A 17371-nucleotide genomic window follows, 5' to 3' on the forward strand; every position below is an offset into this window, starting at 1 on the left:
ACACAAAAAGTTAAACATTAGCGGAAAGATCCCGAGTCAGCACCTTGGACATAACATCCTTTAGCTCTGGAGCAAATCGGTTGGCAATAATAAGGTCACATTGAGCTTTAAATTTCTCAAGGCTATTTTGAAAATCTAAATAATACAAAGTCGTGTTATTACTGTAGTTAGGGTCATACACAATGACTTTTATACCGGCTGATTGAAGTTCACCAATGATGTCAAAAATCGCTGACGAACGACAATTATCAGACCCACGCTTCATGGCTAATTTGAACACGCCAACAGTTTTCGGGGAGAACTTCAAAATCTCCGTGACAACGAAATGCTTTCTGGTCTTATTGGACTGAACAATGGCAGAAATCAACTCTTGCGGAATATTCTCGTAATTAGCGAGCAGTTGCTTGGTGTCTTTTGGTAAACAATAACCTCCATAACCAAAGGACGGATTACAGTAATAACTGCCAATGCGGGGATCAAGTCCAACCCCTTCGATAATCTTTTGGCTATCTAACCCATTTTCCCATGCGTAACTATCCAATTCATTAAAAAAGGCTACTCGCATCGCTAAATAAGTATTGGCAAATAATTTAATCGCTTCGGCTTCTGTCGGTTGGGTATACAAAACCGGAATATCCTTTTTAATAGCTCCTTGCATCATTAATTGAGCAAAGGCCCGACCTTTTTCAGACAAATCCCCAATGACGAGTCTTGAGGGGTACAAGCTGTCATATAGTGCACTGCCTTCTCTTAGAAATTCCGGTACAAAAACAATGTTTTTATAACCTTGGGCAATTAACTTTTCTGTAAAGCCTAAGGGAATGGTGGATTTGATAATAATGGTCGCTTGAGGAGCGATAACTGAAACTTTTTTGACAACATCCTCTACTGACGATGTATCAAAACTATTCGTTTGATCGTTGTAATCCGTGGGCGTTGCAACCAAAACAAAGTCTGCCTCTATACAAGCTGAAGGGAGATTTAAAGTCGCAGAAAGATTGAGCTCATGGTGCTCGAGATAGTCCGCTATCAGTGGTTCAGCAATGGGGCTCTTTTTTAAATTAAGCTTGTTAACTTTTTCTTCAATAACATCAACCAGCACCACTTCATTGTGTTGCGCTAAAACGATTGCGTTACTTAAGCCAACGTATCCAATACCAATAACCGCGATTTTCATGTGCAACCTTTTGGGCTAGGAATGCGATTGCCGCATTAAATTTAGAGACTTCCGAGTATTTAGCAAAATAGAAACCTACAACCGTCAAAAAATTAATTCATTTGTAGTATTTTCAAAAAACTCAATCGTTTAACAATCACCTAAATCGCTTCCTCCACCATCTGCCTGCGATTGCGGATTCTGCGCAGCAGACGGACGTAAAGAATAATAAGGCCAGCCATGGTGATCACCCAACTTAAGGGATAAACCATCATGAGGGTTTCATAGGTCGGAGTCAATGGAAAAACGGTGTACACCCAAATCAAGCGCACAGAACAAACCACCACCAAAGTGACCATGGCGGGCGGCATTGAATAACCGTAACCGCGCATGCTGCCTGAAAGTGTATCCATCACAACACTCAACGGTTGCGGCACCAGCACCCATAAGATACGAATCATGCCGAGAGCAAGAACTTCTTCATTACTCGAGAATATCCCCAGCAAATCCCGACAAAAGAGTAAAACCCCTGCCGTCAACAAAACAGTCGCGCACATGTTCAGTCCCATCGTCACCCACATGACGCGTGAACAGCGCTCTAAATTTCTTGCGCCATAGTTTTGGCTCACAAAGGTTGTCGCCGACAGGGCAAAAGCATTGATAAAGCAATAAACGCTATTTTCTATCGTAAAAGCTGCCACAGAACCTGCCATAGCCTCAGGTCCCAAACTGTTTATTGCCGATTGAATGACTAAATTAGAAAGAGCGTACACGGCTCCCTGAACACCAGCGGGCAGTCCAATTCGCACAATGCTTTTTAGTGATGCACCGTCCACCTTCAATAACTGTGACACGTCGAGCTTCAGCGGACCATCCAAATGGGTGAGCTTCACAAACAAAATCACAGCAGACAGTAAATTGGCTAATGCCGTTGCCAAGGCCACCCCCGCGACACCCCAATCGAGGACAAGAACAGCGAATAAGTTTCCGCCGATATTAAAAAGGCTTGCAATGAGTAATGCCCAAAGTGGTGTCTGAGTATCACCCTGACTGCGAAAGACAGCAGCCAAAAAGTTATAAATGGCGATGAAAGGCATGCCCAACAAATAGACACGCAAGTAAATGAGCGCATAGTCTCGCACTTCTTCGGGCACATCAAGCCAATCCATGGCTGAGTTCGCAAAGGCTTGACCAATCAGTAACGCAAAAATACCAAAAACAATCGCAGTCATGAAAGATGTTCTGACCGCGTCACTAGCTTTTTGATCATTTTTCATCCCTAAAGCACGGGCAACAACCACATTGACGCCAATGGACAAGCCCATGCAAAAACTGATGATGAGGCCAAAAACCGGCACGTTGTTACCAACTGCCGCCACAGCAAGGTCAGAAACAAAACGCCCTAAGACAGCCACGTCTGCTGCGTTATAGAGTTGCTGCAGCAAACCGGTAAAAGCCAAAGGCAAGGCAAAGACAATCAGCTTGTCCCATAAACTGCCTTCAAGCATGTTGATTTTTCTAGTGGCGCTCATAAAGTACGAACTGTGCCAGTTAAGCGTTTCAGGAAATAGGTATTGAGGCCCTTAGAAAGAGCCTACAACACACCGATTAACATAAAGGATTTTACGCCCAAAGCGGTTAACAACCAGTTTCCTAACGAGTATAGGCAAAGCATTTTTGTATCGATAATCGTTAACTCACGAACTAGTTTCCATTACTTCCATTTTGCGAGTGTGTATTAATGTGTACAATTGAGCTTATGGACAATAAACGGAACGAATAATGAAATACCCGATTGCTATTGAACCTGGTGACAAGTCCTACGCTTACGGCGTCGTCGTACCTGATTTACCCGGATGTTTTTCTGCAGGCGATACTATAGAACTGGCATATGAAAATGCAAAAGAAGCCATTGCAGGTTGGGTTGAAATGGAACTCGACGAAGGCCATCCTATCCCGTTACCATCAAAAATTGAAGACATAGCAAAACAGGCGGAATTTAAAGGTTGGATTTTTGGTATTGTAGATGTCCCTGAAGAACTCTTATCTGACAAGGCTCAACGGGTAAATATCACTTTATCGACTAGAGTATTGAGACGACTTGACTTTTTGGCGAAGAATTCTGGCGATACACGATCAGGTTACATCGCCAAAATGGTGATGAACCATTCAACAATTTAGTATTGATAAATAATCTTTTTGCAACGGCCTCCTATCAAATACTTGACAGGAGGCCGTCACTTAACTATTGACTTGTGACTAAACGTCATCAATCCTAAAAATATCAAAATTTCCCTATTATTAATATAAATATTTTCTAATTATTAATATATAATTTTTCTCAATTCCAGTATGAATATTTTCTAATTTTAAATCAATATGCAATCTATTCCTCGCTGGTCTTCCACGTTATTGCTCAAAGGTTTGTCTTTTCAACGTGCCGCGCTTGTTGTTGGCGCAAGGCAAAGTGGTAAAACAACTCTCGTTCGAGACCTCTGCCCTATTGAAGCTAGGTACACAACATTGGATGACGAAGCAACGCTTTCTGCAGCTAAAGCTGATCCTCACTTTTTCCTTCGGCAAGCACAAGAAAATTGTTTAATCATTGACGAAATTCAGAAAGCTCCGACTTTAATAGCCGAGGTCAAACGCCGAGTCGATGGCAATAATCAACCGGGACAATTTATTTTGACAGGTTCGGCCGATTACAGAAAATTACCTTCCGGTGATCAAGCTGACTCTTTAACCGGAAGGATTTTCGTTTTGCGCCTTCGCACTATGACTCAAGGGGAAATATTGGGTAAAAAGCCCCATTTCTTAGAAAAGGCCTTTAATGAAGAATTTCCCATAAACCAAGATATTGAACCATGCAGCCGAGAACGCGTCTACGATCTCGCAATCCGTGGAGGATACCCACAAACGATTCTGCTCGATTGTGAACAACGCGCTTTATATTTCCAAAGTTATATTCAATCACAGCTACTCTATGACTTAACACGTCAATGGGATCTGAGACGCTACAAAGATTTAGCCAGCCTCTTACAAATCTTTGCCGTCTATTCGAGCAAGCCTCTAAACATTCAAGAAATCTGCAGAAAAATATCCGGAAATGCATTAACGGTTTCCTCGTATCTGAATGCACTTGAAGCTATGTATCTCATTGATGAACTGCCGGCTTGGGAATCTAAAGACTACAAAATTGGCAGTAAAACGCCTGAAATTTTCCTAACCGACAGCGCGCTGATGGCTCATTTGCTCAACATCCACACAACGGATGACTTATTAAGCAGTCAAGAAAAAATGGCCAATGAAGGGGGAAAACTGGTTGAAACATGGGCGTATACCCAATTGATCCCTGAAGTTGAACTTCATCCATTGTGGAAAATGCATCACTTCCGAAATAAGAATAATCAGAAAGTCGACTTTATGATTACCGACGAGAAAAACAGAAAATTAGGAATTGAAATCAAAGCCGCCGAATCCATCAACACGGACGACTTTAAACATCTTAAGTGGTTTTCCAAACAAGTTGATGACTTTAGAGGAATCGTTCTTTACGCAGGGAAAGACATTTTGAGTTTTGGCTCTCGACTTTACGCAGTGCCATTTTCAGCTCTTTGGGTATAGCTTCATTTCGGCTCAAATCACATAATTAATCAAATTAATGTGATATCTATCACACTTTTCTATATTTTTTATGTGATCAAAGGGAGCTATCCGATAACGTATAAAAGTTAAATTAATCGACTCCCATCCTCTTTAAGGGACTGATAACCAATCGCCCTATAAACTTTTTCACGCTTTAAAAACATTTTTTCCAACCTTGGATCCTCTCTATCACGATAATCCACCACGCGAGCCTCTGTTTTTTGATCACATAAACGGTGCAAACGCCCCACATATTGGATCAGAACGGAACGGTCAGAAACGGGCATTGTTAAAAAGAGCGTATCCAATTTCGCTTCGTCGAACCCTTCTCCGATTAATTTCCCCGTTGCCAATAAAACCGCTCCACCAAGATCTTTGGGAAAGGCTTTGAACTTTGCCATTTCGCTTACTCGTTCCTTGGCTTTCATCGATCCGTGCAAAACGGCTAATTGCTTTATTTCCGAAAGGCCCTGTCGAAGTATTTCCAAATGCTCACGACGCTCGGTAATGACCACGCAAAAGCGTCCCTCACGATAAGCTTCCAAGACATCATCAATAATGAATGCGTTTCGGTTTTGATCCAGGATTAATTCTTTAAAAACGTTTTGAATTCTTGTTTTTCTTTGCTCACTAGAAACCAAAGCAGATTTAAAAGTTGTTGGCCTAACACAAAGCCTATGCATAAGCGGTTGGCTTTGATTCTCTTTTTTGTTATTTACCCGATAACGCACCGCTCCACATTGCATATAGACAATCGGTTGATGCCCGTCTCGGCGTCTGGGCGTTGCGGACAGCCCCAAAACAAATCGAGCTGAGTATCGCTTTAAGACAGATTCAAACTGTCTGGCTGCGGCGTGATGACACTCATCGACAATGATCATCCCGTAGCGACCGACCTCTTTTTGCCTATCTTTTTGATTGGCTAGTGTTTGAACCATGGCAATATCGACAATACCGGTCGGTTTTATTCTGCCAGCAGAAATGGTGCCGATGGAGTCACGGGGTAAATCCAAAAATATTTCAGAGCTCACACGCCACTGATTAGCCAGCTCTTTGCGATTGGTGATAATTAAAGTCGACACACCTCTTTGGGCCAAAGCATAAAGACCGATTATGGTCTTACCGAAACCCGTGGAGGCGCATAACACGCCCGTCTCATTTTTTAACAGTTGATTGGCAACCAACCGTTGCTTTGGCCTTAGTGTTCCTTGAAAACTCACGTTTAAATGGGTGCCGAGACTGCGTTTATCAAGAAGTTCATAGGCGATGCAATGATCATCTAAGAGACCGATTATTTTCTCTGTGAGCCCCCTAGGAATAAAAAGGTAGTTTCCCTTTTCTTCATAACAGGTGATAAACCGTGGGATATTGCGTGTTGAAAAACGTTTAGCCTGACGCTCAAAAAAGACCGGGTTGGGAAAAGAGGCAAATCGGGTTAGTACGGACTTAAGCTTTGGTGAGAGCTCTCGCTTATCAAAATAAAGGCCATTGGCTAAAACAATCTTCAAAGCCTGCTTTTGAGACTCGGCAACGCGCTTGAACTGATCATTGGCGGTTTCTGGCTCCCACGGCTTTATTTCAAAGGGCTGACTTCCATCTAAATCATCAATGGGCAATGTTGGGGTAATCGAATGGCTTTCGGTCTGCGTCAATTCGTCAATCACTCGATGAATGTCTGAGGCTGAAAGTTTCTGAATCGAAGCCAAATACTGCCACTGATCATCAAAGGGGCGAAACTGACGGTCCACAAAAACACTATTGCCTTGATAACGAGGTTGCCTTTGCAGGGGCAACGCAATTAGATTCCCGAATCCTCCCTCGGGCAACGTATCCTGATTCGGAATCAAGTGATCAAACGAAGCCAAGGTAATGCCAGAATTTTCCGCCATCGTGGCTTCAAGCAACAGCGTGGCCATTTTTCTGGCAACTGAGGCTTTCACAAAATCTTTAAAAAAGAACCAAACATGGGCGCCATTACCCGATCGGCTTCGTTCCAAATAGGCCGGAACATGATAACGATCACAAACCGACAAAAAATTTAGTGACTCTGTTTGGTAATTGTCTGAATCAAAATCCACCACGAGGAGCTTACAGGTGTCATCAACCATTAAAGGATAGAGTCCGGCGATAAAGTGTCTGCCCTTCTCATCTTGGCCTTGCAGATGCATTTTGATGGCTTTCAGATCCAATTTGGCGAAGACTCGATTGGGGCAATCTAAACAGCGAATTCTTCCCCTCTGACACAAATCGCTGTTGTCTGCGTTGGCGCAAGCCGGCGTATAGCCAATTCTGTTGTATTTTTTTGATTGAAAACCCCTGGCGTAGACATCACGCCTGCCAACAAAAAATCATTAAAAAGTTGAAGCTTTTCAAGTGTGGAAAAGGAACTCGGCACTTCACTTTGAGACTCTGCGGCCCTCAATTCGTAGAGTTGCTGTAAGAGACGGTTCTTTCTCTGTTCGATTGATCGAAGTTCAGCTTCGATCGCGCGGATTCTTCCAGTGAGTGACATGTTGTACCATCACAAAAGTATTAGCCTGATGGTACTGCTTTTTAACAATGCTGTGAATCTTTCATTAAGTTGATTGTTATTTAAATAAAACCTCGAGCAAACCATCTAATATGTTTTACCTTCGAAAAATCAAATATTTCCAACTCCAATCCATAACTTTCCTTTCTTAATATTTTCAATTTGGTTTCCTGGGGATCGTAAACAAATGAATATTTTGTATCTCTAAACTCTTTAGGAAAAGTAATAAAAGAAACGAACGATCGTAACTCAAGTTGTCCATGTTGTTCGCAAAGACCATTCTCTCTTACGGTAAAATCTAGCGCTTCATCTTCAGAGTACCATTCTTCTGCATATTTAAAGCCTCCTTCCTTCACTTCTATAGCTTCATCATGTTTTTGAATCGAAATATATTCTATGGCTATCGGCCCTATTACTGGTATCTGACCGATTATGCCTCTTATTATTTTTGCTAAGTGATGCCAAGGAGATTGCTTTAGTTCTAACTTAATTGGAAGTCTATTTTTAATCATCTTTGTAATTGACAAGTTATCATCAATTTTCAACCCAGATTTTCCATTAGCCGGATTGGACAATAATTTTGTTAGGATCAAAGAGCTCAGAAAGCCATTTTCGCTTTCTACCTTTGACGTAGAGAATCAACCTATCCGGCTCTTCATTTTTATTCGATAAGTATCTTGAAGGCACCACTAAAACATGCTGCAAAATGTATTGCATGCGGTGGTTTTTCCTCAAATGTAAACAGCTTCTGCGAAACAAGCTTGCCAGGTTTGCTGTCAACATCGCCAAGGTTAATGCCACTTCCGTGGCCCAATAATCCTTCATCATAAAGCTGTTTAATCCGAAATCTTCCTTTAGTGCCTTAATCTGATTTTCGCAATTGGCTCTTAATCGATAGACGCGCCAAATCGTTGCCGCATCGTATTTCATGTTGGTGACTAAAGCGCTATAACGATAATGCTCAAAATCCCAGTCATCTTCAAACAGGCTCAAACTTTTTCCGATGGCTTGTTCTCGGATATCTTTGTCTTGACGAATAAAAATCACCCGATAACTTTTATCCCAAGACGACGCCTTGTAGCTCGCTTCCGAAATCGCAATGCCATCGGTCACGTCACACCAGTCATGAACTTGACCAATCGTGCGTTGTATCACCTGAGTCATTTTGGCGGCAATGATGAAATCGGCTTGCTGTTTCTAACACCAGTCAATGACTTTAGGTGAGAGAAAACCACTATCAGCACGCAATAGGCCAATACGTCTGGCACCCAAATGTGACTTTGTTTGCTCCAGGAAGCCTTCGATATTATTGGCTGTGTGAGAGTTTCCCGGACGTAGCCAAAAGTTGACGATCAAATTAGGTTCGGTGAGAAAGGCCAATAAGGGATGGTGGCTTTTTCGACCATGATAACGTGGGTTATAACCGACCTCTGCGCCTTGCTGATGGCCAAAGCAGGTTATGGCTGTGGAGTCCACATCCAGCGTGACACAGTCTGAGACTCGGGCTTGGTCAGCACACCAACTGTAAACCTCAGTCATCAATACGGCACTTTGATTGGATGTAGTAAACCGTTGAAAAAAAACGACTGAAAGCCTTTTGCTCCGGCATCTTAGACCAATCGCAAATCTGAGGGATCGCCTTATCAGTGCGTAAAGTATTCATGTGACAGAATCGATTGGCACCACAAAGAACGTTGGTGACAAATTGTTCGACAAGCAAACAGGGATCGTAGCCGCGATTGGATTGAGGGTGAGGCAAGGACCATCGAGCCAGCTGACTTCTAAAGCGAAGCGCTTTCAAAAATTGTGCCCAAAGAGCCAAACCACCCCATGCCGAAACGTTGTCGGCGTTGGAAAAGCTAATTTAGTAGCCCGGCTTGGTCATAGTCAGCCTCCGTAGGCACTTTTAACAAAAATTTCTATCGCAATATCAATGAATTACAACTTTTATTTCTAATGGAATCCCATTAGAAAAATGATACTTCAATAGTCCCCTTCAGGTCTAATGGAAAATTCGGGTTTAATTAATTCCTGAAGTCTAAACGCCATAGAATTTTAACTAATATTTTATAAGTAGAATTTAAAAGTATTATTAAAGAAAACGATGAAGTTTCTGCCAGCTTCATGATGATTTTATCTCGTATGGGGATAAGGCTGGAATCTTTAATCTCTGGGTAAAGTTTTGCTGTTGTTTTAAGAAGTTTCTTACTTGAAACCTGCTTTAAAAGCAGTAGCTTTGTATACAATTTAATCTGGTTATTTATGAATTGATTCTTTCCAAAATAAGAACAAAGTACTTTATTTACAACAAGAAGATCTCTGATACTTGTTTCATCAATAGTCGCCGTTATCGAATTCTGATTTGTTTTAACATAATGATAAATAACCTCGTTTAGAAAACTAATTTTCCTAGCCTGATCAATGAGGCGAACAATAACAACAAAATCCTCACCGAAACTAACGCCTTTAATGCTGGTTATATTATTTTCAACAATAAGGCTTTTCCTTATCAATTTTCCCCAAATACAACAAGGAACTTTTCGTCGAATTAGTCCTAAGAGATAATCTCTTTTATTAGAATAATTAATATGAATATATGGTTTACTGTATGTCTTAAAATCGAAGACAAAATCGCCAATAACCACGTCGGCATTTGTGTTTAGCGCCAGTTCATATAGTTTCTGAATTGCATAGGGCTCTAAAAAATCATCACCATCAACATGGATAATATATTCTCCTAATGCATGAGACAAGGCAATGTTTCTAGCTTCACTAAGACCGCGATTACACTCATTAGTTATTACCATTACCGACTCAGATCGATCAGGATACTTATCTATTCGAGAACGCAGTACTTGAAGACTTTGATCGGTGGAGGCATCATTGACGAAAATAAATTGCAAATTCCTATATGTCTGAGAAAAGAGAGACTCAGCACACTTACCAATAAAGCGTTCTACGTTATAAACAGGAACTAATACCGATATTAATTCGTTTTTACTCAAAATAACTCCCATCTACTTAATAATATCTGAATCATAAGTAAACCAAGTATTGCAAAACGAAGATAACTTACAAGATATATTATCCTGGTATATTACAGATTTTGAGAGTAGTAGTGCCAAAATCATACCATGCAAGCGGGAACTGATCACTTCAGAAAATTGGTTAATGAATTGGCAACCCAATTTTATTGCATAAGGCCTAATATAGTTGCCTGCATAATAGTCTATTAATTCGCCTAACACCCTGTGAATGCATTTAAATTTTATTCTTCGGTGTATCCCTAATAATTTTTCAAGTACCCAAAAAGATGCATTAGTTCGTTCAAATGTCGGCCAATCAGATACCACCAAATTAGTATTTAAAATTGGTTCATTCTCCGATCTATACTCAGTATCCTTCCGCTTAATCCAACATACTTTTTTACTCTGAAACTCAATATTATCTGATGAGGCGAGAGTTCTGAGCATTGAACAATCCAAAAAAAACGCCATATCCGGTACTAATAATATATGGTTAGAAAATGTTTCCTTCATCATTGAAAATGTATTACGATCTCTGGCACACAAATACAAATTTTTATGCTGCGCAAAAATTTGTGCGTCTTTCCTCATCAGTGTCATGTCTCTATAGTAAGACGATTGAGGAAACATTACTATCTTGTTTTTTGGGTATGTTTGAATTACTTTCAATCTAAAATCTTGACATACCCTATAAAGATCTCCAAAGTTTCCGCCGCCATGTAACAAAATGGTTACATTATCAGGCAGAACTGGAAAATTAAAAGTATTAAAACTAGTCTGGGATAGACACTTTATTTTTCTGTGCTTCAAATATTCGATCTCCCCCCCCCAAATGAGTATATCCCCTATATTTTTATGATAAGGCAAATCCGTCAAAACCACCTCTCCATCTATTAGCGGGTCTAATCGAAGAGAAATCAATTTCCTAAGCTCATTTAGGTTACTAGAAGTCAGTTCCATTTTAATCAACTTTTCCGTTACATAATTGATCTTTGAATTTTCTTAACGCAGTAAGAACAACATTTCTACTTTCAAAAAGAACCGAAATTAGATTCGTTTTTATTTTCTCTGCTTTAGTGTATTGCCGATTATTTTCGTGAAGTTGCTGAGATAAAAAGTTCTTAAAATTCTCGTTATACCAATGAGCTTCTGGGCGATTTTTTAAATCAAAATAACTTGGCACCTTGAGGTCTGGAACAACCCCCTGTGGCAAAAAAAGTCCTCCTCCACAACTAGAGGAGAAACACATATTTCCTACAGCCTTATACTGAATAGGAGAACTTAAATCTTCAAATATATTTTGATGGGGTCTGTGATTGTAACAACGACAGATCCAACCAGTAGCCAAATTAATAGTAAAACTCCAAGCTCCTGCATAACAAAATTTCTTACGATCGTAATTAAAATACTGTTCTGTAAATCTCCAATAAGCGGAGTCGAAAGTTTCAGCGATCTCAGAGGTATGCATCGGAGCTTTTGTCAGAGATTCCCAATTTTTGTTTTTTTGTAATTTTTTAGGATAGCTTATCTGAGGTAATGCGCCGAAATTAGCAATGGAAAGCCGTTTGATTTCTTCAATATGGGGTAAATAAGAATCATCTAGTACCATATTTACAACGACAGTACATCCTGCTTTTTTCATTTTCGTAAAATTATTGAAGAAAGTCTGTAGCAAATTCTTTCTCTGCAATTCCAGATAATGAAAAGAGAAGGATATGGAAAGGTATGCCCGCAAATTTATAGGAACTAAAGACAGCAATTCGTCAAATTTTGTTGATAAGGTACCATTTGTGTACACGTTAACAAAATGCCCTTGTTTCAGTAACTCCATGATTATCTCTGGAGCCTCTTTTGGCATTAGTGTTTCACCAGCCCCACAAATGTTTATATAGGCCGTACCTCCAACTCTTTCTTTACTTAGGGCTTCTCCTATTACTTGTGGGGAATGAAGAAATCTACATATCTCGTTTTTTCTTTTATTGCCCTGAGCCACATAACAATACTGGCAATGTAAATTACAAGCATCCCCTGGGATAAATGCTTCTATAAATCGTGAGTAACGCTCATTCATACTACAAGACCTTTTATGGTTCTTATCAGAACACTTAAAATAACAAGTAAAAATAATACTTTTTGTCAGTACCATCCAAATCGAAAGGATTAACGCTGCTCATTTTTTGAACTTTAACCCATTAAGATTATGCAATTCTAAGATTTTAATAATTCAAACTAAAAATCCTTCAAATTTAGATCTTATTACACACTCTTCCACTGCCCGGAGATATGCGCAACTCACTCGCTAGAGTCACTTCTTGTTACATAACCGTCATTTAATTTAAACCCTTTTAGCCAAATTAAAATCTCGTGATTTATGGAGCTAGGCAATAATCTAAAACACAACCTTTCATATGGGTTCCAATTCTTTTCAAAACTAAATAACTTTCGTTTTGAAAATTGCTTACAGTCTAATAACCAAAAATAGTTTGGATAATTTTGAATATTCCACTCCTGTTGTTTTCTTACATTCTTTCGAATAGCATTAAAATGAGCCCAGCATACACCAACAGGCAAAAGATTGCGCACATTCTCTAGCCGCTCAATAATCAAATGTTTTTTTCTGGCTTTCCTACTATTATTTATTGGTTCCCATGGAACAAAATAGGTGTGGCTTGTTAATTGAAAAATAGAAGTATCACCAACACCGTTAAAAGGAGGAAGAATATTAATACCATCACTGTTACATCTTCCTAGTGGTATAAGAATATTATTTTTATCTATTACCAAATTTATTCCAGATAATGACACTGGTATTTTTTTCCATTGGATTAGCAATAATAGAAAAGAAAAATAATGATTAAATACTCCTTCACTCAGAAAAAACGGTATCCTCCATCTTAATTTTTGAGTTGTAAGAATAAAAAACGCAACTATCAAAAAACCCAATAAATCAAATAGACTAAACATCCTAAATTTAGCTTCAGTTCTATAAGCATTACATATTTCTTTTAACTTGGTCTCTAGATATATTTGATCTGCATCAATTTTCAATGCGTAGCGATATTTGATCTTAGAAAATGCAAAATTACAATAATTCGCTAAAAAATGTACCGAGTCTTTGGGTTCTTTAGTCACTGATTTATATTCACTTTCACTTAATTCCCCAGCATATAACTTTGGTTCATAGTGATAACTCCTGATTTTTTTTGGATGCTGTTTTTGTAACTTTCTTAATATTTGGAGACTTTTCTCTGAGGTTTCTTCGTATACAACGACTAGTTCATCTAAACAGTGAATACAAGAATTTATACAAGATTCTAAAAACTCTTCATCATTTTTTAAACGTAATACTCCACTAACTCCTGAGAGACGTTTTGAGTCAAATTTTTTTAAATCCACTATATAGTTTTCATATGAATTCATTAGACATCCCCTTCAGCAAATAAATCAGTTGTCGGAACTAAAGATCCCTCTCCCTCCAATAACGAATATATGAAGAAATTTTATTTTTTTGACTAAAATCTTCCAACTCATATTTTTCCAGATCAGTAACCGTACTTTCATCTACAAACTTAAAAAACAATTGGACCAATGATACCCAGTCCTTAAAATCCGCCAAATAAATATTAAGGTCAAAGATATCGTGAGATTCTTTACAAAAAGCAGTAGCTCCCTTCTCTATTAAATCAAAGTAGTGCTGTTTTGGACCGAAAAAAATGGGCTCTCCTGCCTTGTTAATCGCAATTACTGTTGCTTCCGGAGAAGAAAGTAAGAATTCCGAAAAACTAATCGCTGGTATTTCTCGTGGAGTAATCGGCTGTTCCTGTGGCCAAAAATAATTTGTCCCAGTCAATGGAGCACTTACTCCTAATTTGCAGGTGTAGAACCCCGCAGAGTAATTATCTTTCAAAATTTTCTTAAATAATTTGCTAGATGTACAACGATCCGTGGTTAAATCTACCGATGCAATTTTTCTACCATGTATTTGTAAGGATTTTATGTAATTACAATAATTTTCCGTATTTTCTTTAGACCAAGTCCTTATTTGCGGCTTGAAAGTATTTAACAAATCTAAATTTTTTTTGTAAGACTTTGATGAAATGCTTAAGGATGCATTTGTTGCATTAGAAAAATCTGTCAATAGTGTTTTCAATCGTTCAGGACCGTCTGAAAAGTCCATAGTACATCCAAGATAGATCCTCCTGCTACTATATACATAAGTACTGGGAATGTTGTTCCATAAAAGTGAATAAATTTTTTTCAGTAAATACCCGTCCCTTGAAACAAATATCAAGTGGTCATATCCCATTTCCTTACTGAATTTCTCTATATGAGTTAAATAGGCTAAAATCAAGGGCCCAGCTAAGCTAAATCCTAAAAGCTCTAAAGCGCTACGTTTCCCTGTTCGCAAAAAGTTTGCAACTAAATAAAGGAGCACTGAACTAAAGAGGGAACGATTTAATTCATAATTTGCATATAACCAAACTGAAAATTTTTCCTTTTTGAACATATCCATAGTTGATGGTAATCTCAGTGCTTGGATTCCTAATAGTTTCGGGATCCGAAAATCAGATTCGTAATTATCACCAATATGAATAATTTGGGTTGAATCAACATTAAGCTGTCTAAGTACTTCACGAAATAAGGCTCCATTTCGTTTATTTTTTTTGTAATCACAGCTCAAAAAAACTTTGTGAACAGGAATAGAGTATCTGGATAAGACTGCATGAAAGAAATCTATGGGTAAATACATATCAGAAATTATGATTACCCTCTTATTTTTCTTAATTGCCAAATCAAGTAATTCAATTTTTTCTTGAACGGGGCGAATGAATTTCAGTTCGAGATTCAATTCAATCTCTTTAAGAAAAAAATACTTTTGATCTAAACTTTGGTAAATCTCATCTAATGTAACTTCCCTGTCCCCGGCTATGTGCTGCCTTGCTTTTCTTTCAGCTTCAATGCGGGCTATTGCAAAATCATTACAGTGGTAATGTTCCTCCATATAAAGAAATAAATCTGAAGGATTTGCGAATGGCCGTTCAAATAAGGTATCAAAAAAGTCAAATGAAATTACTTCTTTTGCGGAGGTTTCAATTATGTTTTTCACCTCAGAAATAGAGGAAAATTCATTTAAATTTCTATAGTATTTTGCCCTAAGATGAGAAAGAAAAGATTCACTATCAAGGTTCTGATGTGAAAATTTATCTACAAATAGAGAATGGTACAAAGAACGTAAGATTGCGTAGTCTCTAGCTCTCTGATATATGGGATAAAACAAATTTACTATGGTTTTATTTTTTCCCAATAGTTGCTTCACATAATGAATGTTTATTTTTTTCACGTTAGATCTCAAAAAATAATTTGTAATGATGACGTAAAAAGGCTTTGCATATTATTAGCAATATTTTATTACGCTAAGAGCTCGCACTATTGAAACATTGAATGATTTTTTCCTTTGGATACAGGCGTAGTTTGAAAATCATTTTTTATATTTACGCCCAAACATAGACAAAATTTGTCGTGCAATCGATCTAAAGGAACTATCAAAAACATAAAACAACGCAAAGCTGATCATAGCATAAGAAGAGACAATGATAAATGCCGCAATTACCCAGTCATAATCAGACTTTATTATGAGTAATGAATGATTTATAAAAATCGAAGCATGACAAAATACCGCCAGCAGTATGAGAAAAACTTTCTGCGTATAAATGACTATATATTCCTTGAAACTCTGTTTAAAACCATCCTTAAATAAAAAGTAAGGCTTCCAACTGCTAACCACTATTAATTGGCTAACTAAGACTCCCAAAAAGATCCCAGAAATTCCCCAAAAATTAGCCAATAAAAGTGAAAGGCTTATATTTAAAAACGATTCTAGCAAAGGAGACCAAATATCTCGAAATAGACCATACGCTACTAAGAAAATATCTGCTGTTCTACTCATCTGTATAAAATAAATAGCAACAAGAATTAAAAAGGATAGCTCAGAAAGAAGGTACTCTTTGCCTAACCATAATGTTATAAACGAATTTGATAAATAAAAAAGACCAATACAAATTACAGATGCTATATACAACCGTAAAGTACATACCTTCCAGAAAATCTGTTTAATCTTAAATTTATTACCTTCGGCCACTAAATTCCCAACGCTAGAATTAAAACCTCGAAACAGTGCATCTACTAAAAGCAATGAGCCAAATAAAATAATTAAGTAATTCCCATAAATTGCGACAAGAGTTAATGAACTTGTAGCGTATATGATCAGCGGGGTTGCCTGATTTAACACATACCCACCGATCCTATGGAAAAAGACCTGCATAGTCTTAATCAAAATAAAATTGTATTTTTCTTTTAATATTCGACCATTAGATATATCAGACCTCAACCAAGGGAACTCATTTTTTATACAGCGATTTAGACAAACACAAGTTATAACAGCTGCTAAAGTTTCTATTGCCATCCACCATATATAGCCATACGGCAACTTCAGAATGGCTAACATCTGAACAAAAATTTTTAAAACTTTGATACCTTGAGTTCGTAACGTAATTTTGTATTCTTGCTGATTGGCTGATAAAACAACCATCTTATAATTTACGAAGTACCCTAAAAGAGCGCCTATTAAGAACGCAATAAATGTTCCATAAGCGTAGATTAGAGGGACTTGAGCTTTGGCAAAAATCCATGGGAAACATCCCATTAGAACCACAGATCCAGCGATAACAAAAAAACCTACCCTACGATAAAACCATCCCTGTAGCGAAACAATTTCGATAATCTCCTGTCTATTGCCTTGACTAAGTGGTTTATAAAGTGCAAAAGCAACCGCCGCGCCAATACCTGACTCTGCTAGATTCAAGAATTGGAGAAGGTTCTGTGCTGTCGTATTGAGGCCAAGAAGTTCCGTACCAAGGTTATCCAGAAAAATTTTTCTAGAAAAAAATTGTAAGACAAGATTTATACAATAAAAGAACAAGGCCACCTTCGCATTCTGAATAACCCGGACTG

Annotated in this window: 13 protein-coding genes and 2 pseudogenes; 2 read left to right on the plus strand and 13 right to left on the minus strand. The window is 38.3% G+C overall.

Annotated elements, in window-relative coordinates:
* Positions 1-10: 10 nt before the first annotated feature.
* On the minus strand, positions 11-1177 hold the full coding sequence (locus NW199_RS01400) for a nucleotide sugar dehydrogenase (protein WP_258333389.1): 1167 nt from the start codon (positions 1175-1177) through the stop codon (positions 11-13).
* Positions 1178-1317: 140 nt separating this feature from the next.
* Positions 1318-2688, minus strand: coding sequence for an MATE family efflux transporter (locus NW199_RS01405; RefSeq protein WP_258333390.1), 1371 nt, complete (start codon positions 2686-2688; stop codon positions 1318-1320).
* A gap of 250 nt (positions 2689-2938) precedes the next feature.
* Between NW199_RS01405 and NW199_RS01410 the strand changes: the two genes are divergently transcribed.
* Both NW199_RS01410 and NW199_RS01415 read left to right on the plus strand, forming a co-directional pair.
* Positions 2939-3337 (plus strand): type II toxin-antitoxin system HicB family antitoxin, encoded by a 399-nt coding sequence (locus NW199_RS01410; protein ID WP_258333391.1) that lies wholly within the window; start codon positions 2939-2941, stop codon positions 3335-3337.
* 198 nt (positions 3338-3535) lie between these two features.
* Positions 3536-4783 carry an ATP-binding protein gene (locus NW199_RS01415; protein WP_258333392.1) on the plus strand — a complete coding sequence of 416 codons (1248 nt, stop codon included), beginning with the start codon at positions 3536-3538 and terminating at the stop codon, positions 4781-4783.
* A 107-nt stretch (positions 4784-4890) separates the two neighbouring features.
* Here the strand turns inward: NW199_RS01415 and NW199_RS08775 are convergent, their stop codons facing one another.
* The 11 genes and pseudogenes from NW199_RS08775 to NW199_RS01465 form a co-directional block, all read right to left on the minus strand.
* On the minus strand, positions 4891-5550 hold the full coding sequence (locus NW199_RS08775) for a DEAD/DEAH box helicase (protein ID WP_373691790.1): 660 nt from the start codon (positions 5548-5550) through the stop codon (positions 4891-4893).
* A 39-nt stretch (positions 5551-5589) separates the two neighbouring features.
* Positions 5590-7137, minus strand: a pseudogene (locus NW199_RS08780) (TOTE conflict system archaeo-eukaryotic primase domain-containing protein); the annotation flags it as partial.
* A 259-nt stretch (positions 7138-7396) separates the two neighbouring features.
* Positions 7397-7879: a hypothetical protein gene (locus NW199_RS01425; RefSeq protein WP_258333394.1), complete on the minus strand. Its 483-nt coding sequence runs from the start codon at positions 7877-7879 to the stop codon at positions 7397-7399.
* Positions 7880-7892: 13 nt separating this feature from the next.
* Positions 7893-8873: pseudogene (locus NW199_RS01430) on the minus strand (IS1380 family transposase).
* Positions 8866-9156 (minus strand): hypothetical protein, encoded by a 291-nt coding sequence (locus NW199_RS01435; RefSeq protein WP_258333395.1) that lies wholly within the window; start codon positions 9154-9156, stop codon positions 8866-8868. The pseudogene NW199_RS01430 and the gene NW199_RS01435 overlap by 8 nt, the downstream one beginning before the upstream one ends.
* 202 nt (positions 9157-9358) lie before the next feature.
* Positions 9359-10339 carry a glycosyltransferase family 2 protein gene (locus NW199_RS01440; RefSeq protein ID WP_258333396.1) on the minus strand — a complete coding sequence of 327 codons (981 nt, stop codon included), beginning with the start codon at positions 10337-10339 and terminating at the stop codon, positions 9359-9361.
* 12 nt (positions 10340-10351) lie between these two features.
* Positions 10352-11320: a polysaccharide pyruvyl transferase family protein gene (locus NW199_RS01445; protein ID WP_258333397.1), complete on the minus strand. Its 969-nt coding sequence runs from the start codon at positions 11318-11320 to the stop codon at positions 10352-10354.
* 1 nt (position 11321) lies between these two features.
* Entirely contained in the window at positions 11322-12431 is a 1110-nt protein-coding gene (locus NW199_RS01450; RefSeq protein ID WP_258333398.1) for a radical SAM protein, read from the minus strand.
* A gap of 221 nt (positions 12432-12652) precedes the next feature.
* Positions 12653-13780, minus strand: coding sequence for a glycosyltransferase family protein (locus NW199_RS01455; RefSeq protein WP_258333399.1), 1128 nt, complete (start codon positions 13778-13780; stop codon positions 12653-12655).
* Between the two features lie 37 nt (positions 13781-13817).
* The gene (locus tag NW199_RS01460; protein WP_258333400.1) at positions 13818-15701 is read right to left on the minus strand and encodes an HAD family hydrolase; all 1884 of its coding nucleotides are present in this window, start codon (positions 15699-15701) and stop codon (positions 13818-13820) included.
* Between the two features lie 138 nt (positions 15702-15839).
* Positions 15840-17345 (minus strand): lipopolysaccharide biosynthesis protein, encoded by a 1506-nt coding sequence (locus tag NW199_RS01465; protein WP_258333401.1) that lies wholly within the window; start codon positions 17343-17345, stop codon positions 15840-15842.
* Between the last annotated feature and the right edge of the window lie 26 nt (positions 17346-17371).

The sequence above is a fragment of the Parasutterella secunda genome, assembly GCF_024733725.1.
GTDB classification, from domain to species: Bacteria; Pseudomonadota; Gammaproteobacteria; order Burkholderiales; family Burkholderiaceae_F; genus Aphodousia; species Aphodousia faecalis.